The organism is Duffyella sp. Ts4, assembly GCF_051851875.1.
Taxonomy (GTDB): domain Bacteria; phylum Pseudomonadota; class Gammaproteobacteria; order Enterobacterales; family Enterobacteriaceae; genus Duffyella; species Duffyella gerundensis.
Genome location: NZ_JBLYPN010000010.1, coordinates 74,484 through 94,212, shown reverse-complemented (window position 1 = coordinate 94,212; position 19,729 = coordinate 74,484). Strand labels below are relative to the sequence as shown.

The window sequence follows — 19,729 nt, the reverse complement described above, 5'->3', positions numbered from 1 at the left end:
GCTCATTCGCTTTCAACCTCATTCTGCAACAGCGTGACGGGCTGGGGATGAATACGTGGCTGCTGGCTGATCGGCTGTTTTATCACCGGTGCCAGTGTCGGTAGCGGCAGGTCATGCCAGGCGCCGGGCGCATCGTTCATCTGACTGATTTCTGTAAGAATTTGCGCATCCTCGAACCACACCAGCCGGTTGGAAAATATCTCATCGTGCGGCAGGCGAAAGATTGAGCGCAGCGCGGTATCCAGATCGCTGTAGCGACAAGATGAGAGGAAGAGACAGATGCGTTGACCCGTCAGGGTCGCCAAATCGCCGTAGCGACGCGGCTTGCATAAGGCGATCAGCTGTTCCGCTTTCATGCCCGGCACCGGACGCAGCGCCACTAAAAGTCCTTTGCCGTTCTCAGGCAACACGGTGTTACTGACCAGTCGCCTCACCGCATTGCAGAAGGCGTCGAGTGGCAGGTAGCCGCGCTCCTGCAGCGGCTGCATCGCGTTTTTCAGCAGGGTCAGATCACTGGGAATATGGCGACTCCAGATCTGTCCCTGAATGCCTTCCAGCGCGCTCAGAAAACGTGACAAACTGGCGCCGTGCGGCACAATAACGTTGACGCCACAGGCCAGCAGCAGACGCTCATCGCTATAACGCAGACTGGTTTGCATTTCACGCAGCGCAATTTTTAATCCACTGCCGCGGGTTAAACGCAGGCCATGAATATACTCTGCCAGCTCGTTGATTTGCTCATTGCGTGCAAGGCTAAAAATAACGGTGGCCGCGCTGGCTTGCTGCGCACGAGAAAATACCTGTGCGTTACTTTCATATAATAACCACTGCTTTGATAAAGGTGGTGCTCCTTCCAGAACCTGCTGCTCGGCAATATAATTGTTTTCATCGTTTAACGATAAAGGCTGGTTCTTCTCGCTTTGCGGTAGCGCGGTAAAACGTTCCTGCGTTAGCGTGAGACGAACCGCGCGGTCAGCGATTAAAACAGTATTATAATTCCACCAGCTAATACGGTACTGCCAGCTATCCTGCTGATGATCGATATGTGCGACCCCATCCAGCTGTCGAAGACAATGCTGTAAATGATTACGTAAGTGACTAATTTCTAAACCGGTGGTGATTATTAATAGCGTTATTTTTTGCGTTATTAACCGTCGTCTGGTTTTTTTTAGCCAGTCAGATATTTCCTTTCCGGATAATGTGCTCCAGTGAGAAACATCACAGTAAAACACCATCAACCCACTTTTGCTGTTGTGAATGCGCATCAGGTCATCACTAAGCTGTAGCAGGCCTTTTCGGTTTTTTTTAAGCGAATACATGGGGATGCGATCTGGCCCATCCGCTGGCACCGGCTGAAGTAGCCGCTGTGGTTTTTCAGCTGAGCTGATCAACGTTAATGCCTGCTGGTTGGCAATTACCTGACGAATAAAGGTGCGGCCATCTTCCTCACGCGCGGCAGTAACCCAATAGCAACCGGGCGTATCCATCATGATAAATTCGCTCTGAACCTGTTGAAGGCCGAGTGACCAGGGTTTTTTCATATTTTTTTCACGAATCGATTGATCCAGGCTAGTTTATTATAGACAGTCACATCCTGGTAAATGTTATTTTTACTTATTGGCGCAGGCAACCTGTGCCACTATGCTCGTTTTTTTCCTCAATGAAAATAATAGAAAAAGTACGGGAAAGAAACGCAATGGGTGAAAGGTAATGAAAAAAGAAAATACACTTACGGTGGTTGCCGGTTCGGGTGAGGCACAGGATGATATCAGTGCGCTAAGCAAGGCATTTTCTCTGCACGCTTTTCATTATGTTGATATAGCACGTCATGAGCGGTTGAAAAAAATGAACGAACGCTGGCCTTTGCTGGCGGAATTAACTCAGCTTCATTCTGAGAATAATCACTGATGTCGATGATTGCCCTACAAGGGTTACGCGGTGGCACCGGCGCAACAGCAATAACCGCGGCATTGGGCTGGGCGCTGCATGCGCTGGGCGAAAGCGTGCTCGCCGTCGATCTGTCACCGGTGAATCAGCTGCGCATTCATTTCAATATGCCGGTTCAGCATGCACGCGGCTGGGCCTTATCCGCGGCCATCGATGAGAACTGGCGGCAGGGCGCCATGCGTTATCAGCCCGGCCTCGATTTTGTGCCCTTTGGTCTGTTAAATGATAAACAACATCAACGTTATCTGCTCAATAAGGCAGCATGGCAGCAACCGATGGTTGATGACCTGGTGGCCCTGAAGGCACGCTACCGCTGGATATTGTTCGATGTACCGGCAGAAGCGGATGCGAGCTTTGCGCCGCTGCTGGCGCAGTGCGATTGTCAGTTGCGTATTCTCACCGCCGACGCTAACTGCCATCTGCGACTGCATCAGTCAAATTTTGCCGATAACTCCCGGTTTCTGATTAATCATTTCAACGCGGGCAGCTTGCTACAACAGGATCTGCACCAACTGTGGATCGACTCACTGCGCAATCTGATCCCGTTGATCCTGCATCGCGATGAGGCGATGGCCGAAGCCTTGCTCAACAAACAGCCGGTTGGCGAGTATCGTCCTGGTTCGTTAATCGCTGAGGAAGTGGTGACGCTGGCGAACTGGCTGCTGCTGCATGTACAGGAAAAAGTGGCATGAATCCGCTGCACTGGCTGCTGGTTCCGCCTGCCTGGCAGGCGCTTAAAAAGCGTTATGACCTGGCGCAGACGCACGGTGCTTCGTCACTGGCGTCGTGGCTGCACTGCCTGTGGTGCGCACTTGGCTGGGCGTTGCTGCGCTTTGAATCGCCTGGCTGGCAGCAGATTATTGCCCGACGTCGCCAGCTCTGGCCGCATATTTCTCCCGAGCGCCCGCAGCCACTCGATCTGTTGCGCTATCTGGTACAAAGCCTGTGGTTGATCATTACGCTGCCGCAGGACAGCAGTCCGCGTAGCCAACGCCTGCGCGTGAATGCCTTTCAACCGCTGTTTCGCTGGCGACAGCGTTTTTATCTCTGGCTCGATAAACTGCCACAACAGGTGGAATCGCAGGGCACGCATGCACGCGTTGAGCGGCGACTGCGGCAATTGTCGCCCTTGACGCGCCGCCTGTTATTTTTAACCGCATCGCTGTTGGCCGGTCTGCTGGCGCTGCTCTGTATCTCCCAGCCTTTCGATCTGCTGACACAGTTTATTTTTGTGCTGTTGTTGTGGAGTATGGCGATGGTGGTAAAGCGGGTTCCTGGCCGCCTGCCTACGTTGATGCTGATCGTGCTCTCGTTAACCGTTTCATGCCGCTATCTGTGGTGGCGCTATACCTCAACGCTGAACTGGGACGACCCGCTAAGCCTTACCTTTGGTCTGTTGCTGATTGCGGCAGAAACCTACGCCTGGGTAGTGCTGGTTCTGGGCTATTTTCAAACCATCTGGCCGCTTAATCGTCAGCCGGTTAGCATGCCCGGCTCACCTGAAAGCTGGCCGACGGTGGATCTACTGATACCCACCTACAATGAGCCGATGAGCGTGGTTAAGCCGACCATTTACGCCGCGTTGGGCATCGACTGGCCACGCGACAAACTTAACATCTGGCTGCTGGACGACGGCAACCGGCCAGCGTTTCGCGAGTTTGCTGAAGCTGTCGGCATCGGTTATGTGGCACGTGCTACCCACGAACACGCTAAGGCGGGCAACATTAATAATGCGCTGCGCCACCATTGTCGCAGTGACTATGTCTCTATTTTTGACTGCGACCATGTGCCAACGCGATCGTTTCTGCAGATGACCATGGGCTGGTTCATGAAGGACAAAAAGCTGGCGATGCTGCAAACGCCGCATCACTTCTTTTCGCCCGATCCCTTTGAACGTAACCTGGGCCGTTTCCGCCGAACACCCAATGAAGGCTCGCTGTTTTATGGGCTGGTGCAGGATGGCAACGATACCTGGGATGCCACGTTTTTTTGCGGCTCCTGTGCGCTACTGCGCCGTGACGCGTTGGATGAGATTGGCGGCATTGCCGTAGAAACGGTTACCGAAGATGCACATACCTCTCTGCGCCTGCACCGCAAAGGACATACCTCCGCCTATATCCGCATTCCCCAGGCTGCAGGATTGGCAACAGAAAGCTTGTCAGCGCACATCGGCCAGCGTATTCGCTGGGCTCGCGGCATGGTGCAAATTTTTCGGCTCGATAACCCGCTGTTTGGCAAAGGGCTGAAGCTGGTGCAGCGCCTCTGTTACGCCAATGCCATGCTGCATTTCCTTTCGGGCATTCCGCGATTGATCTTCCTGCTGTCGCCGCTGGCCTTCCTGCTGTTCCATGCCTATATCATCTACGCACCGGCGCTGGCGATCGCTATCTATGTACTGCCACACATGCTGCATACCAGCTTAACCAACTCGCGTATTCAGGGGCGCTGGCGTCACTCTTTCTGGAGTGAAGTTTATGAAACCGTGCTCGCCTGGTATATCGCCCGTCCCACCACGGTCGCGCTGTTTAATCCGCACAAAGGGAAGTTCAATGTCACCGCCAAAGGCGGCCTGGTAGAGGAGCAACATCTCGATTGGGTCATCACTAAACCCTATATTTTTCTGGTGCTGATTAACCTGGCGGGTGTGCTATTCGCCTTCTGGCGGATGAAATACGGTCCGGCAAATGAGGTTCTCACCGTTTGGGTTAGCCTGGTCTGGGTGCTCTATAACATGGTGATTCTGGGCGGAGCCGTCGCCGTTTCCGTTGAGGCCAGGCAGATTCGTGAGGCGCATCGCGTTGAGATTGCGATGCCAGCGGCGTTGGGTCGCAGCGATGGGCATATGATGCCCTGTACGCTGCGTGATTACTCCGATGGGGGTGTTGGCATTGAGCTACGAGAGGCGAACAGCCTGCCTGAAGGGGAAAAAGTGACGCTGCTGCTACGCCGGGGTCAGCAGGAGTTCACGTTTCCCTGCTATGTGCAGCGCGTCTTCGGACATCGTGCCGGTATCCGGCTGCATGAACTGACCACCGAACAGCATATCGATTTTATTCAATGTACTTTTGCCCGTGCGGATACCTGGGCGCTATGGCAGGACGGGTTCCCGGAAGATCGTCCGGTACAAAGCCTCGCCGATATCATGGTGCTTGGGTTCAAAGGCTATGTGCGGCTGGCCGAATATGGGCCTGTGCCGCTGCGCAAATTATTTCGTGCCCTGACGCAGCTGGTGCGTTGGCTGGCTTCTTTTATGCCGCACGGTACCGGCAGGACGCCTGCGGGTCGCGTCGTGACAGAACAATCCTGATAGTGATGAAACCTGATGAATAAACGATTAAGCGCAGTGTTAGCCGTGATGTTAGGCATGACCAACCCGCTGTGGGCCGCGCCGCAAAGCACGTTGCCGACAGTCGATCTCGCGGATAGCGGAACGGCACCGGTACACGATGTTGTGCGCGCTTTTACGCAGATTGCACCACCACCTGGCAGCATGACGCTTAGCGGCACGCGTCCGGATGGACAGATTGAGTTCGGCGTGCGCAGTGATGAACTGGTGACGCAGGCGCGGCTAACGCTGCATTACCGGCCTTCACCCGCGCTGACGCCCACGCTGTCCCAGCTGAAGATCTACCTTAACGATGAGCTGGTTAATCTGATTACCGTGACCCCTGACCAGTCTGGTAAAGAAAATACGCTGGATCTTGACCTTGATCCGCGCTTTATCAGTGACTTTAACCGTCTGCGTTTCGAGCTGGTAGGGCATTACACCTCTGTCTGTGAAAACCCGGCCAACAGCACCATCTGGCTCGATATCAGTAAGGCGAGCCAGCTTCATCTGACGCTGCAAAAACTGGCGCTAAAAAACGATCTTTCGCATTTCCCTGAGCCCTTTCTTGACCCGCGTGATACGCAAAAGTTGAGCCTGCCGATGGTGTTTGCCGGTCAACCCGCTATCGGTCAGCAGCGCGCTGCCGCCGTGCTTGCCTCCTGGTTTGGTGTAAAGGCACAGTGGCGCGGTCAGTCATTCCCGGTGCTGTATAACCAGTTGCCCGCCGGGCAGCATGCCATTGTCTTTGCCACTAACGCACAGCGGCCCGATTTTCTGCGCGATCTGCCGTCGGTGGATAAACCCACCGTGCGTATGGTGAGCCAGCCGGGCAATCCCTGGCAAAAAATGTTGCTGATTCTGGGACGTGATGACAATGACCTGAGCACCGCCGTAGCGGGCCTGGTTCAGGGTAATCTGCTGCTGCGTGGCGACAGTGCCATCATTGAAAGCGTAGACCTGCTGGCGCCCCGCCAGGCTTATGACGCCCCGAACTGGGTGCATACCGATCGCCCCACTACCTTTGCTGAGCTGACGCAGTATGAAAACCAGCTGCAGTCAGATGGCATGCAACCTGCGCCTGTTACGCTGACGCTAAACCTGCCGCCGGATCTGTTTCTGGTTCGCGCACGCGGTATTACGATGGACGTTGGCTGGCGCTACACCTCGCCGCTGCAAAATGAAGGCTCGCGGCTCGCCGTCCACCTGAATAATCAGTTTATGCAGGATTATCCGCTGAGTGCGAAAACGGATGACAACAAGCAACTGCTGCATATCCCACTGATTCAGGGCTTGCAGGACAGTAATCGACAACTGACGATTCCGGCGCTGCGGCTGGGTGCAGTAAACCAGCTGCGCTTTAATTTCGACTATGCCAATACGTTTAGCGGCGGCACCGCCGATGGTCACTGCCAGACCGTCACGCCGGTTACGAATCACGTGGTGATCGATCCCAATTCCACTATCGATTTTTCCGGTTACCGTCACTACATCGAAATGCCATCGCTGCGCTCTTTTGCCAACGCGGGCTTCCCGTTTAGCCGCTTTGCGGATTTATCGCAGACGCAAATATTGGTCAGCGCTAAACCCTCACCTGAGCAGATGAGCACGCTGTTGACCGTGATGGGCAATACTGGCGCTCAGACGGGCTATCCGGCGCTGCGCGTTGAACTCACCGATGATGGCAGCAAGGTAAAAAATAGCGCTCATGACTTGCTGGTTATTGGTACGTTGCCACCGGGCCTGCGCGACGAGCGCCAGATTAACGTGCTCATTGATGCAACCCGTACGGCGTTGAATACGCCTAAACGTCAGTCGTTGCTTGATGATGTCAGTGTCTCTGCGGACGAGCGTAGCGTCGGTGGTCATACCGTGATTTCAGCGCAGGGCCCAATGGCCGCGGTAATCGGCTTTCAGTCACCTTTTGATGCGCAGCGAAGCGTGGTAGCACTGATGGCGGATAGCCCACAGGCCTGGCAAATGCTGGATAACGCGCTACAGGATCCCGGTAAGCGCAACGCAATTTATGGTTCCGCCTCCATCATTCGTGAATCGGGCGTAAACAGCTTGCGCGTTGGCGATACCTGGTATGTCGGTTATCTGCCCTGGTGGGAGCGGGTATGGCATGCGCTGGCGACCCATCCGCTGCTGCTGGGCGCGTTTGCCGTGCTGGTGGTGGTGATTTTTGCTCTGCTGATGTGGCGAGTAATGCGTATGGTGACGCGTCGTCGTCTTGGCGAAGACGATCACGATGACTAAGCGCGTGATTAACTGGTCCGGCGCGGCACTGGGCGCGCTATTTTTTGCACCGCTACCGCTGGCGTTGGCAGCACCCTCGAGCGTGGCACCGGTTGATTTTCTGCTGGAACAGGTGCGGGCCGGTGAAGCGACCAATAAATATGATTTGGTACAGCAGTCACTCTATCGACTCGATAAGATCGATCCGGACAATCCGCAGGTCATTGCGGCCCGGTTGCGTATGGCGTTGCGTCAGGGCGATCGCGCTACAGCCGAAACGCTGTTAACTGCGCTGCGGCGTGTGGCACCCGATTCTGCTGCAATGCGCGAGGCGCAAGCGGGCATGCTGCTGAGCTCGCCCGAAGGCAGGCAAAAATTGCAGGAGGCACGGCTGCTGGCAACGTCTGGTCGCCTGGTTGAAGCGCGTGCCGCCTGGGATGCACTGTTCCATGGAACTTTTCCTGACGTCAATGTGGCGCTGGAATATTGGCGGCTGGTGCAGCGCCTTCCCGGGCAGGAAACGCGAGCCCTGTCGGAGCTGGAGGCGCTGGATCGGCGTTATCCCGGCAACGTTGGCGTCAGACTGCAAATTGCGCGCGCTCAGTTCGCCCAAAATAATGCCGTCGGGGCGCAGGAAAAAATCCGTCAGCTGGCAGGTAATGCGGCTGGCCGAAACGCGGCAGCCGAGCTCTGGTTGCAAAACATCCAGGCACAGCCAGTCACGGCGGAGAGCATCACGGCACTGAAACAGTACCTGGACCTCTTTACCACCGGCGATGCGCAAAAGCAGGGGCAGGCAGAACTGGCGAAACGGCAGCAGCAGCTGGCCGATCCTGCTTTTCAGCAGCGTTCACGGGCGCTGGCGCTGGTTGAACGAGGCGGCAATGCCATTCCGGCACTGGAAGCCGCACTGCGATCCAATCCTGACGATGCAGATTTGCTGGGGGCGATGGGTCAGGCACAGGCGCGCAACAATCAGCGAGCCGTTGCCATTCGTTGGCTGGAAAAGGCGATAGCCGCTGGGCCAGCCAGCACGCAAATTGGTAAGTGGCAGTCATTGGTGCAGACCAATCGCTACTGGCTGGCGATTGAAAACGGCGATAAGGCGTTGGCTGCAGGCGATGTGAATGGGGCGCAGACGTATTATCAACAGGCACAATTGCTGGATAAGAGCGATAGCTATGCCCTGATTGGCCTGGGCGACGTGGCCGCTGCGCGCCAGCAAAATGATGCGGCGGAGCAGGCCTGGAAGCAGGCGTTACGGCTGGATGCCACTAATACCACCGCCATACGTCGCCTGGCCGCCTATTATCAACAACAGTCACCGCAGCGTGCGCTGGCATTCATCAATCAATTACCTCCCGATCAGCAGCGGGCGCTGGCAGGTAGCCTGACCACATTGCGCAGTGAAATTGTCCGCGCAGAAGCGGACGTGCTGGCAGAGCAGGGCGCCTGGCCGCAAGCGGTAGAGAAATATCGTCAGGCGCAGCAGGGCGCACCCGGCGATGTCTGGCTCAACTATCGACTGGCTGGCGCGTTACGCCAGAGCGGTCAACCGCAGCAAGCTGACGAACAGATTGCCATCCTGTCCCGGCAACGACCTGACGATGCCACGCAGGTGTACGCCAGCGCGCTTTGGTTCTCCGGTAGTGGCCGAGCCGCCGCCGCGCTGGCAACGCTCAACAGCCTGCCGCAGGTGGCCTGGAACCAGGATATACGCGATCTGGCGACGCGGCTGCAACAGGATCAAATCTATCAACACGCCGACGCGCTGCGCAACAGCGGCCGTGAGCCACAGGCTGAAGCGTTGCTGCGCCAGTTGCCTTTCTCACCACGCCGCGATTTAACGTTGGCCGATTGGGCACTGGAACGGGGTGATGCCGCCCGGGCGCTGGCACGTTATCAACAGGTGCTCGATCGCGATAGCAGAAACAGTGATGCACAGCTGGGCCATATTGAGGCGCTGATCGCATTGAACCAGCAGGATAAGGCGCGACATGCGCTGCAGAGCCTGACAGTCGTCCCGGTTGAGCCGGATCTAAACCGCGAGCGGCGCATTGCCAACGCCTGGCAGCGCGTCGGCGAACCTGACCGCGCCGCGGCGCACTTTACGCAGGGCAAGATGCTGGCGCAGCGGCAGCCACCTTCACAAAGCAGCGCGTTGCTGTTCCGTGACGCGGCGAGATTTGCCGCTCAGCAGCAACAGCCGCAACAGGCGCTGGCGGATTATCGTCAGGCGATGGTAGCCAGCGGTATCACCACCGAAGAGCCGAAAGATAACGTCCATTTTACCCAGCTGATGCGTACCACTGAAGGTGATGACTGGCTAAAACGCAGTATTCGCCGGGATGCAGCTGACCGCTATCAGCAACAGCAAACAACGTTAACGCTGGCAGAAGATTATTCGCGCAACAAAGGCACGCCGGGAATTTCTGATTTCACGGCGCATACGACGATGTTGCAGGCGGAAACGCCGTTGGCAGCGGGCAACGCTTTTGTCCGTTTTGATCACGTTGCCGTGTCCGCAGGGACATTTGCTGGCAGCCACAGTGAGAATTTTGGCAGCTGTGCAGATGCCAATAGCGGTGGCTGCGACCGCGATTTTAATCAACAGGCTGAAGGCGTCGCGCCAGGCGCGGGCTGGAATAACGATCGCTGGTCAGCTGATATTGGCACCACGCCGCTGGGTTTTCAGGTGGTTAACTGGGTGGGCGGCGCCAGCTGGCAAACCGATGTCGGACCATTCGGCCTGACCTTTGGTGCCTCACGTCGGCCCATTTCAAGTTCACTGCTCGCCTATGCTGGCGCGCGCGATCCCAGTGCCAACGGCGGCAAAACCTGGGGCGGTGTGGTGGCCACCGGCGGCAACATTAGCTTTAGCTACGATCGTGGCGAAGCCAACGGCGTGTGGGCCGATCTCAGCGCTCATCAACTCAGCGGTGAAAACGTAGCGGATAACAGCCGCCAGCGGTTAATGGGTGGCTATTACTATAAGTTGATTAATGAGGATAACCGTCGCGCCACGATTGGCCTGAACAGTATGCTGTGGCATTACCAGAAGGATCTCAGCGACTACGCTTTTGGTCAGGGCGGTTATTACAGCCCGCAGCAATACTTTTCGCTGTCGCTACCGCTAAGCTGGCGTCAGCGCACCACCAACTGGTCGGTAGACGTGGGCGGGGCAGTGAGCTGGTCGCGATCGCACAGCGCCAGCCAGGCACGCTATCCGGTTAATCCAGGTTTTACGCCTGCAAGCAATCCTGCATCCACTGCCAGCTCCAGTAGCGGATTTGGCTACACGTTGCAGGCGGCGATTGAACGTCGGCTAACCGCGCACTGGACGCTGGGCGCCAGCGTCGATATTCAACAGGCAAAAGATTATACGCCGAGCCACGGCTTACTTTATGTCCGTTATACGCTGGCCGGGTGGGAAGGCGATCTGGATATTCCTCCGCAGCCGCTGACGCCGTACGCCGATTTTAAGTAGCGTTGAAACGGGAAAATTCGCCGTTCGTCATCAGAAAACACTTAAAGCCTTTTTGTCGTACCTTAACCTTGCTTAAAAAAAGGGTGCCTTAGGATATACTCTGGGCGGCCGTTACGTTCCGGATAGCGGGCCGGGAGATAATTTTGCGCGTTAGTCGATCACTTACGATTAAGCAGATGGCCACTATTTCAGCGGTTGCTGTGGTGACCATCTGTATATTTATCGTGGTACAGCTTTTCCATTTTGTGCAGCAGCGCAGGGTTGACTATGCCCAGCAGATGGAGAATATCGCGCATACCGTGCGTCAGCCGCTGTCAGAAGCGGTGCTGCGGGCCGATATTCCGCAGGCGGAGCGCATTCTTAACTCGCTGAAACCTGCCGGGATTTTAACCCGCGCTGATGTGGTACTGCCCAACGCGTTTCAGGCGTTGCATACCGATTTTGAGGTGGAGCGACCGGTTCCGCGGCTGATTGCCCGGCTGTTTGAACTGCCGGTACAGATCACCGTACCGCTCTATTCAGTGGAGCGAACGGCGTTGCCCAAGCCGCTGGCTTATCTGGTGCTGCAAGCCGATTCCTGGCGCGTCTACCAGTTTATTCTCAGTACCATCTCCACCATGCTGACCACCTATTTGCTGCTGGCGCTGGTGCTGTCGGTGGCGATCAGCTGGTGCATAAATCGCCTGATCGTGCATCCGCTGCGTAATATGGCTCACGAGCTGCAGGATCTGCCGCCGCAGTCAATTTTGACCCACAAGCTGTCGCTGCAAAGTCGGCATCGCGACGATGAATTTGGCATGCTGGTGCGCAGCTACAACCGCAACATGCAGGTGCTGGAGTCGGTGCATGATGAAATGAGCCGCCTGACCACGCACTTCACGCTGACCGACCTGCCAAACCGCACGTTGTTTATCGCGTTGCTGGAGCAGTTTATTAATCATTCGGGGCGTAAAACACCGTTTACCGTGATGGTAATTCGCATTGAAACCCTGCTGGATGGCAACGGCGTGCTGACCGATACGCAGCGCGACACGTTGATTCTGACGCTGGTGGAAAAGATACGCAGCGTGATCGACTATCGCATCGTGCTGGCACAGCTCGGCACCAGCGATTTTGTGCTGCTGGCCAAGCACGCCAATAACCCTTTCCGTGCCATTCGCCTGGCGCGCAATCTGATGATTCGCCTGAATCAGCCGGTGAACCTGCAGCAGATTCAGCTGCGTCCGCACGTCAGTATCGGCATGAGCCTGGGCGAAACTGACACGCTGCTCAATGCCGCTGAAATCCTGAATCGCGCCAACTCCGCCATGATGTCGGCGCGCCATCAGGGCAAAAACCAGATTCTGTTTTTCGATCCCGCTCTGACGGAACGCGCACAGAAGCGCCTGACTCAGGAGCATGACATTTTGCAGGGGTTGCAGGAGGAGCAGTTTGCCATCTATCTTCAGCCGCAGGTTAATATGCAGAGCGGTGAGATGGTCGGCGCGGAAGCGCTGTTGCGCATGCGTCAGCCCGACGGCAGCTGGGGGTTAACCGAAGAATTTATCGTCAGCGCCGAAGAGATTGGCGTGATTGATGCTATCGGTCGTTGGGTGTTTGAAGAGGCGTGTCGTTTGCTGGCCGGCTGGCAAAAACGCGGCATTATGCTGCCGCTAAGCGTGAATATTTCGGCCAATCAGCTGCGCGATTCGACGATGGTGACGCATCTGCAGGATCTCATTCAGCGACATCACATTGCGCCAGGCAGCTTTGTCCTGGAGATTACCGAAACGGCGAACATTGGTGACACCGAGCAGGCAAAGGCGCTGTTACGTCAGCTGCAGGCGGTGGGTGTAGCCGTGGCGCTGGACGATTTTGGCATGGGTTATGCCAACCTCAACTATCTGCATCAGTTCAAGTCCCTGCCGATCAGCAAGCTGAAGATGGATCGCAGCTTTGTTTCTGCTTTGCCCGATGATGATACCATGGTCAAAATTGTGGCGGCCATCGCGGAAATTATTGAGCTGGATGTGGTGGCGGAAGGGGTAGAAACCGCCGAGCAGCGTGACTGGCTGCTATCACGCGGTATCACCATTGCTCAGGGCTATTTTTATGCGGAACCGCTACCGCTGGATAAATTTGGACCCTGGCTGCAACACAGGAAATTCTGAGCAGTATCACTCACGTAATTGTCCCACAAGTTATTAATTTCATCGCTGAAGCGTTTCAGTTCATAGTTGTTAACTATGCCAATGTCAGGCTGTGTCAGGATATATCAATTCTGTTATCGGGGTGTTACTTTCGCGCTGTCGTAGAAAACTGCGGTTCGCCGATGCTTATCGGGCAAAACAGCCGCAGGAATAATTACAGTGACGCCTGTCGCCTTCCATGCCGTTAACGGAATCGCTTTTATGAAAACTTCTCTGTTCAAAAGCCTTTATTTTCAAGTGTTGACAGCCATCGCCGCAGGCGTGCTGCTGGGCCATTTCTATCCGGAACTGGGCGCGCAGATGAAACCGCTGGGCGACGCCTTTGTTAAACTGATTAAAATGATTATTGCACCGGTGATTTTCTGTACCGTGGTCACCGGCATTGCCGGCATGGAAAGCATGAAGGCCGTGGGCCGCACCGGCGCCGTGGCGCTGCTCTATTTCGAAATTGTCAGCACCATCGCGCTGATTATCGGTTTGGTCGTCGTGAACGTGATTCAGCCAGGCGCGGGTATGAACGTCGATCCCGCCACGCTGGATGCCAAAGCGGTGGCGGTCTATGCACAGCAGGCCGAGCAGCAGGGCATTATTCCGTTCCTGTTGGATATCATTCCCGGCAGCGTTATCGGCGCTTTTGCCAGCGGCAACATTCTGCAGGTGCTGCTGTTTGCCATTCTGTTTGGTTTCGCCCTGCATCGCCTTGGCGATCGCGGCACGCTGATTTTTAACTTCATCGATAACTTCTCGAAGGTAATTTTCGGCATCATCAACATGATCATGCGTCTGGCACCGATTGGAGCGTTTGGGGCCATGGCCTTTACCATCGGTAAATATGGCGTCGGTTCGCTGGTGCAACTGGGTCAGCTGATCGTCTGCTTCTATATTACCTGCGTGCTGTTTGTGGTGGTGGTGCTGGGCCTGATTGCCCGTGTGGTCGGCTTTAATATCTTCAAGTTTATCGCCTATATCAAAGAGGAACTGCTGATTGTGCTGGGCACCTCCTCTTCGGAATCGGCGCTGCCGCGCATGCTGGATAAGATGGAGAAGCTCGGCTGTAAGAAATCGGTGGTGGGCCTGGTGATTCCAACCGGCTACTCCTTTAACCTCGATGGCACCTCGATTTACCTGACCATGGCAGCAGTATTTATTGCGCAGGCCACCAACGCGCACATGGATATTTTCCATCAGATTACACTGCTGGTGGTGCTGTTACTCTCTTCCAAAGGCGCAGCGGGCGTCACCGGTAGCGGCTTCATCGTGCTGGCGGCAACCCTGTCGGCGGTAGGTCATCTGCCGGTCGCGGGCCTGGCGCTGATTCTCGGCATTGACCGCTTTATGTCTGAAGCACGTGCTTTGACCAACCTGGTGGGTAACGGCGTTGCCACACTGGTGGTGGCGAAGTGGGTAGGCCAGCTGGATGAGAAGCAGATGACGGAAACGCTGGCAGCGGGAAAAAAGGCAAAAAAGCTGTCTGAGACTTCGCTTTAATCATAAAATCCGCGCTTTTCACCGTTAAATGCCCGCAGCCGCTTGCCCTCGCTGCGGGCATTTGCATATGATCCCCCCTGTTTTTTAAGATTTTTCACTCCACTGCGCGACATCTGCTTTTTTACGCGGTCTAAGAACCTGTTCTTCCGACGTCGTGGCTTCTGGCATTGAAGCGGGCCGCAAGACGGGGTGATGATTTTTGGTTTGGGACTGAGTAGGGGTTCACATGCAGGGCACCAGAATAAGATTACTCGTTGGTGGCGTCATTCTGGCTGCGGCCAGCAGCATAGTGCAGGCTGAAACACTGCAGCCCGATCCCGCCTGGCAGCAGGGAAAGCTGGATAACGGTTTTAACTGGCAGTTACTGACTACGCCGCAACGCCCAAGCGATCGCATTGAGCTGCGTCTGCTGGTGAATACCGGTTCGCTGGTGGAAAGTGCCCAGCAGACCGGTTACAGCCACTTACTGCCGCGCCTGGCGATGGTGCATAACGCCACGCTTGATCCGGCTCAGCAGCGCGCATTATGGCAGCAGGGAATTAATCCCGATCATCCACTGCCACCGGCCATCGTGTCGTACGACTTTACGCAATACAATATCAGCCTGCCTTACAATCGCCCTGAGCTGCTGAAATCAGCGCTTAACTGGCTGGCCGCGACCGCAGGCAAAATGAGCATTACCGATCAGGTGGTGAACACCGCGATCAGCGCGGACGACAGCGTTGCTACCTGGCCGCCGAATACGCAGAGCGCATGGTGGCGCTACCGGCTGAAAGGGTCGGCGCTGCTGGCGCACGATCCTGCCGAGCAGCCGCGCGCACCGATTGATAGCAACCAGCTGAACAGTTTTTACAAACAGTGGTACACGCCGGATGCGATGACGCTGTTTGTCGTCGGCAACGTTGACAGCCGCACGCTCGCCGAACAGATCAACAAGGCCTTCTCGACGCTGGAGGGCAAACGCCAGACGCCTGCACCGATTGCGACGCTGGCGCCTCTGCCGCAGCAGCCGATCAACCTGGTCAGCGGCAATGCGAAGCAGGATCGGCTGTCGCTGGTGTGGGATACGCCGTGGCAGCCGATACGCGATTCGCAGAACCTCAATCGTTACTGGCAGAGCGATCTGGCCCGCGAAGCGCTGTTCTGGCATCTGCAAAAAGTGTTAAGCGAAAACAAAGCGCAAGGTGTGCAGGTGGGCTTCGATTGCCGGGTGATTTACCAGCATGCGCAGTGCGGCATTAACATGGACAGCGATAACGCCACGCTGGAGGCGAATATGCATCTGGTGGCTCGCGAACTGGCAACTATTCGCGATCAGGGCCTGTCACAGCAGGAGTTTGATGCGCTGATGGCGCAGAAAACCGCCGAGCTGGGCAAACTGTTTACCACCTATGCGCGCACCAATACCGATGTGCTGATGAGCCAGCGTCTGCGCTCGCAGCAAAATGCGGTGGTGGATATCGCGCCGGAACAGTATCAGAAGTTGCGTCAGCAGTTTCTCAGCTCGCTGACGCTGCCTATGCTGAATCAGGAACTGCGCCAGCAGTTGACGCAGTCGTTGACCATGATGCTGATGCAGCCGGAAGGCGAAGCGGAAACCAACGTCAAACGGCTGTTCGACAGCTGGGAAAAGGTGATGACACCGCCCGCTGCAGTCAGCGCGCCGGTTGATGAAACCCAGCCGGAAGCGTCAGATATCCCCGTACAGCCGCAGTCATAACTCCCGATCGGGCTCACTCTTGAGCCCGATGCTTATTTTGCCCGCAGCCACTCGGTTACCAGCATCGGCCAGCTTGCCAGTGGCAGGTCAGCCACACCGCGAATGCCAAATCCGTGACCGCCTTTCTGATAGAAATGCAGCTCTGCCGGCACGTTGTGCTCGCGCAGCGCGCTGAAGAACACCATGCTGTTGTTTACGGGCACCGAATCATCATCCGCTGAGTGAATTAACAGCGTTGGCGGCGTCTGTGCATGAACGCGGGTTTCCATAGAATAGGCGTCGATGCTTTTCTGATCGGGCCACGCGCCGAGCAGCCGGGTACGGGCGCCTTCATGCGCCAGGCCGTCGCGCATACTGATCAACGGATAGACCAGCACCATCGCGTCAGGACGCGGCGACTGACTGTCGATCTGGTCCTGCACCGGATAAAGCTTCTCGGCGAAGCGCGTTCCCAGACTGGCGGCCAGATGGCCGCCTGCTGAAAAACCCATCATGACAATGTACTTGCCGTTCAGCCCACGCTGCGCCCGATCTCTCAACAGGCGCACCGCACGCTGTGCATCGGCCAGTGGCGCATCTGCGCCTTCATGATGGCCGTCGTAAGGCAGCCGATACGTCATGACTGCCAGCGTATAACCCATGGCGGTGAAAAAGGTCGCCAGCGCGCTGCCTTCGCGGTCGATCATGACGCGCTGATAGCCACCGCCTGGCGCCACCAGCAGGGTGATTCCGTTGGATTCTTCCGGGAACCAGAAGGCGAGTTCCGGGCAGCGCACACCGCTGGCGGCACGATCAAAAGGCTCATACTCTTTCGCTAAATCGACAATTTGCGGCTGAGCGCGTGAATCGCTGGCACCCGGCGCATCGCCGTTTGGCCAAATATTAATGATTTCAGTTATCATGACAGGCTGTCCGTTATTATTGTTTGCGGCAGCTAAAAAAATGGACGCTGCGAATAGATAAAAGATGGCGCTTTTTTATTCTTTCGTCCAGTAATTAACGGGACGAAATAAGGGTTTCAGAATATGCCTGGCTTTATGTTTTTATATTTAATCAGGACGTTAGACTTAATTTTAAGAAAAAACCGCAAAGGCAATGCGTTAAGTAAATTGTTTTATTTTTAATGGTTTAAATTCAGCGGATTGGGTTTTTAATGCCCTAAGTCAAATGTAAGCATTATTTTATCGACTTAACGCAAATTGATGTCATTAAGAAAAGTTGTCAGATAATTGACGTTAATTTTTCAGAAGTTGGAATAAATGTGAACCAGGCCAAAAAATATATTTCTGATTGCGTAGCACCAGTGCCGAAATAACCTGTTCAGCGTAAATAGCACAGCGGCCAGAGCGACCGCTGTGTGGGCGAATAATTAGTGCTGCATGGCGCTGAGTGGAATGATCGCGCCGCGATGCTGGATCACCGTGCTGGCCGTGCGATGGCCCTGCGCTGCTGCCTGTTGGGCATTGCCGCCGCACAGTCGTTGCGCCAGATAACCCGCACTGAACGAATCGCCGGCCGCGGTAGTATCCACCACCTGTTCTTTCGCCAGCTTAACCGCCGCCACTTCCTGCAGCGGTGCGTCGTCAGTCGCCACCAGACAGGAATCGGCGCCGCGTTTGATCACAATCTCACTGACGCCCGCATCGCGCGTACGCGCGATCACCGTTTCAACCGGCTGCTCGCCCCATAGTGCGTCTTCATCATCCAGCGTCAAAAAAGCGATATCGGTGCAGGCGAGCATGGCACGATAGGCGTGCTGGCTCGCTTCGCGGCTTTGCCACAGGCGCGGACGATAGTTGTTGTCGAAAATCACCTTGCCACCGTTCGCGCGGCAACGCTGAAGCAGCTGCATCAGCTTTTCGCGGCTGTTGTCGTTGAGGATCGCCAGGCTGATACCGCTAAGATAAAGATAATCGTAATGCGCCAGCTGCTCGCAGATCGCTTCTGCGCGCGGGCCATCAAGCCAGTAACGCGCCGCCGCATCGTTGCGCCAGTAATAGAAGGTGCGTTCGCCGTGCTGGTCTGTCTGAATGAAGTAGAGCCCCGGCATTTTATTTTCGAGTCGCTGAATCAGATCGGTATGCACATTTTCCTGCTGCCAGGCGCTGATCATCTGCTCACTGAAGATATCGTCACCAAGTGCGGTAACGTAATCGACGCGCAGCGCCGATGCGGCGGTCAGGCGTGCAAGATAGACCGCGGTGTTCAGCGTATCGCCGCCAAATCCGCGCTTGAGATGTTCGCCCTTTTCGGAGAGTTCAATCATACATTCGCCGATAACGGCGATTTTCTTGTGTGTCATAACCTTCACCCATGCGTTGATGTTTGCCTTCAGTTTCTGCGTTCACCTGGCGATCGTCAATGATTTAAAACGCTGTTTTAGTTATCTTAGGCGGCCCAAACCCCACGTTGTTTCACCCGACAGAAACCATCACGGTGGATAAAATGAATAACGTGACGAAATCAGCGCGCTGGATAAAGTTATCCCTGCGCTGGCCGATACTTGCCGAACGGGATGCCAGTTGAAGGCACTCTTCAATAACCAGGAACACCACCAGATGATGAAGGATTTCACTCATCGGCGACCTTGTTCACTTGACGCTCAACCGGTTGATACGCATCTTTTCTGGCAGCAGTGCCAGCGACACTATACGTTTCAACCGATCTATCGGGTCACCGGAAGATTAGTGGCAATTGAACTGCTTACCGCGGTGACGCATCCCTCCGCGCCGCAAACCAAAGTATCGCCGGAAGACTATTTTGCTGCCTTAACCGTCCCGCAGCGGCTTGATATTATTAAAGAACAGCTTGTTCAGCTGGCACAATGGCAGGATCATTTTATTCATGACGATTTGGTCGCTTCAGTCAATATCGACGGTCCCACTCTGTTGGCTATTCGCCACGAAGCGGAAATCCGTGCGCTGATTGCCCGCTTGCCCTGCGTGCGTTTTGAACTGGTCGAGCATTATGCGTTACCGCAAGAAGAGATTGTGGCGCAGATGCCGGAACTGAATGCGCTGTGGCTGGATGATTTTGGTTCAGGCATGGCCAATTTCTCTGCCCTGACCGAACTGAAATACGATGTTATTAAGCTTTCACGCGAACTTTTTCTGTTGCTGCGTAAAAGTGATGAGGGACGAAATCTGTTCGCTATGCTGCTGGCATTAATAAATCGTTACTGTAACGGTGTGATTGTGGAAGGCGTGGAAACCGCGGAAGAGTGGGCAATGGTGTGTAATTCGCCGGCGTTCGCCGCCCAGGGCTACTATTTTTCCCGCCCGCTAAGCTTTGAGCATCTAAAAGATCTCCCCCGACAGCTACCGTAATGCCGAACT

General features: G+C 55.5%; 13 protein-coding genes. 9 read left to right on the top strand and 4 right to left on the bottom strand.

The features are described 5' to 3' along the window. Positions 1-2: 2 nt before the first annotated feature. Positions 3-1,541, bottom strand: a complete 1,539-nt coding sequence (gene bcsE, locus ACJY2L_RS14810; protein WP_439213981.1) for a cellulose biosynthesis protein BcsE — start codon at positions 1,539-1,541, stop codon at positions 3-5. A 169-nt stretch (positions 1,542-1,710) separates the two neighbouring features. Between bcsE and bcsR the strand changes: the two genes are divergently transcribed. The 8 genes from bcsR (at position 1,711) to ACJY2L_RS14770 (ending at position 16,394) form a co-directional block, all read left to right on the top strand. Next, positions 1,711-1,908 (top strand): cellulose biosynthesis protein BcsR, encoded by a 198-nt coding sequence (gene bcsR / locus ACJY2L_RS14805; protein ID WP_439213982.1) that lies wholly within the window; start codon positions 1,711-1,713, stop codon positions 1,906-1,908. Continuing rightward, a complete protein-coding gene (gene bcsQ / locus ACJY2L_RS14800) occupies positions 1,908-2,639 on the top strand; it encodes a cellulose biosynthesis protein BcsQ (protein ID WP_439213983.1) in 732 nt (243 codons plus the stop codon). The genes bcsR and bcsQ overlap by 1 nt, the downstream gene beginning before the upstream one ends. Then, positions 2,636-5,254: a UDP-forming cellulose synthase catalytic subunit gene (gene bcsA, locus ACJY2L_RS14795; protein ID WP_439213984.1), complete on the top strand. Its 2,619-nt coding sequence runs from the start codon at positions 2,636-2,638 to the stop codon at positions 5,252-5,254. Before bcsQ ends, bcsA begins: the two co-directional genes overlap by 4 nt. A 15-nt stretch (positions 5,255-5,269) precedes the next feature. Next, a complete protein-coding gene (gene bcsB / locus ACJY2L_RS14790; RefSeq protein ID WP_439213985.1) occupies positions 5,270-7,531 on the top strand; it encodes a cellulose biosynthesis cyclic di-GMP-binding regulatory protein BcsB in 2,262 nt (753 codons plus the stop codon). Continuing rightward, positions 7,524-10,997 (top strand): cellulose synthase complex outer membrane protein BcsC, encoded by a 3,474-nt coding sequence (gene bcsC, locus ACJY2L_RS14785; RefSeq protein ID WP_439213986.1) that lies wholly within the window; start codon positions 7,524-7,526, stop codon positions 10,995-10,997. The genes bcsB and bcsC overlap by 8 nt, the downstream gene beginning before the upstream one ends. A gap of 143 nt (positions 10,998-11,140) precedes the next feature. Beyond that, on the top strand, positions 11,141-13,147 hold the full coding sequence (gene hmsP / locus ACJY2L_RS14780; protein WP_439213987.1) for a biofilm formation regulator HmsP: 2,007 nt from the start codon (positions 11,141-11,143) through the stop codon (positions 13,145-13,147). Positions 13,148-13,387: 240 nt separating this feature from the next. Continuing rightward, positions 13,388-14,674, top strand: a complete 1,287-nt coding sequence (locus tag ACJY2L_RS14775; RefSeq protein ID WP_439213988.1) for a dicarboxylate/amino acid:cation symporter — start codon at positions 13,388-13,390, stop codon at positions 14,672-14,674. A gap of 226 nt (positions 14,675-14,900) precedes the next feature. Next, positions 14,901-16,394 (top strand): M16 family metallopeptidase, encoded by a 1,494-nt coding sequence (locus tag ACJY2L_RS14770; protein WP_067434685.1) that lies wholly within the window; start codon positions 14,901-14,903, stop codon positions 16,392-16,394. A gap of 32 nt (positions 16,395-16,426) precedes the next feature. Here the strand turns inward: ACJY2L_RS14770 and ACJY2L_RS14765 are convergent, their stop codons facing one another. From ACJY2L_RS14765 to ACJY2L_RS14755, 3 genes are all read right to left on the bottom strand, one after another. Next, a complete protein-coding gene (locus ACJY2L_RS14765; protein ID WP_067434683.1) occupies positions 16,427-17,296 on the bottom strand; it encodes an alpha/beta hydrolase in 870 nt (289 codons plus the stop codon). Between the two features lie 467 nt (positions 17,297-17,763). Further along, entirely contained in the window at positions 17,764-18,696 is a 933-nt protein-coding gene (locus ACJY2L_RS14760) for a sugar kinase (protein ID WP_439213989.1), read from the bottom strand. 112 nt (positions 18,697-18,808) lie between these two features. Further along, positions 18,809-18,973 carry a hypothetical protein gene (locus tag ACJY2L_RS14755; protein WP_439213990.1) on the bottom strand — a complete coding sequence of 55 codons (165 nt, stop codon included), beginning with the start codon at positions 18,971-18,973 and terminating at the stop codon, positions 18,809-18,811. Between ACJY2L_RS14755 and pdeH the strand changes: the two genes are divergently transcribed. Continuing rightward, on the top strand, positions 18,953-19,720 hold the full coding sequence (pdeH, locus tag ACJY2L_RS14750) for a cyclic-guanylate-specific phosphodiesterase (protein ID WP_439213991.1): 768 nt from the start codon (positions 18,953-18,955) through the stop codon (positions 19,718-19,720). The genes ACJY2L_RS14755 and pdeH overlap by 21 nt on opposite strands. Positions 19,721-19,729 lie beyond the last annotated feature (9 nt).

Coding starts and splice junctions, on each gene's coding strand:
- bcsE (WP_439213981.1), bottom strand. CDS start 1,541: ATGAAAAAACCCTGGTCACTCGGCCTTCAACAGGTTCAGAGCGAATTT.
- bcsR (WP_439213982.1), top strand. CDS start 1,711: ATGAAAAAAGAAAATACACTTACGGTGGTTGCCGGTTCGGGTGAGGCA.
- bcsQ (WP_439213983.1), top strand. CDS start 1,908: ATGTCGATGATTGCCCTACAAGGGTTACGCGGTGGCACCGGCGCAACA.
- bcsA (WP_439213984.1), top strand. CDS start 2,636: ATGAATCCGCTGCACTGGCTGCTGGTTCCGCCTGCCTGGCAGGCGCTT.
- bcsB (WP_439213985.1), top strand. CDS start 5,270: ATGAATAAACGATTAAGCGCAGTGTTAGCCGTGATGTTAGGCATGACC.
- bcsC (WP_439213986.1), top strand. CDS start 7,524: ATGACTAAGCGCGTGATTAACTGGTCCGGCGCGGCACTGGGCGCGCTA.
- ACJY2L_RS14775 (WP_439213988.1), top strand. CDS start 13,388: ATGAAAACTTCTCTGTTCAAAAGCCTTTATTTTCAAGTGTTGACAGCC.
- ACJY2L_RS14770 (WP_067434685.1), top strand. CDS start 14,901: ATGCAGGGCACCAGAATAAGATTACTCGTTGGTGGCGTCATTCTGGCT.
- ACJY2L_RS14765 (WP_067434683.1), bottom strand. CDS start 17,296: ATGATAACTGAAATCATTAATATTTGGCCAAACGGCGATGCGCCGGGT.
- ACJY2L_RS14760 (WP_439213989.1), bottom strand. CDS start 18,696: ATGACACACAAGAAAATCGCCGTTATCGGCGAATGTATGATTGAACTC.
- pdeH (WP_439213991.1), top strand. CDS start 18,953: ATGATGAAGGATTTCACTCATCGGCGACCTTGTTCACTTGACGCTCAA.
- ACJY2L_RS14755 (WP_439213990.1), bottom strand. CDS start 18,973: ATGAGTGAAATCCTTCATCATCTGGTGGTGTTCCTGGTTATTGAAGAG.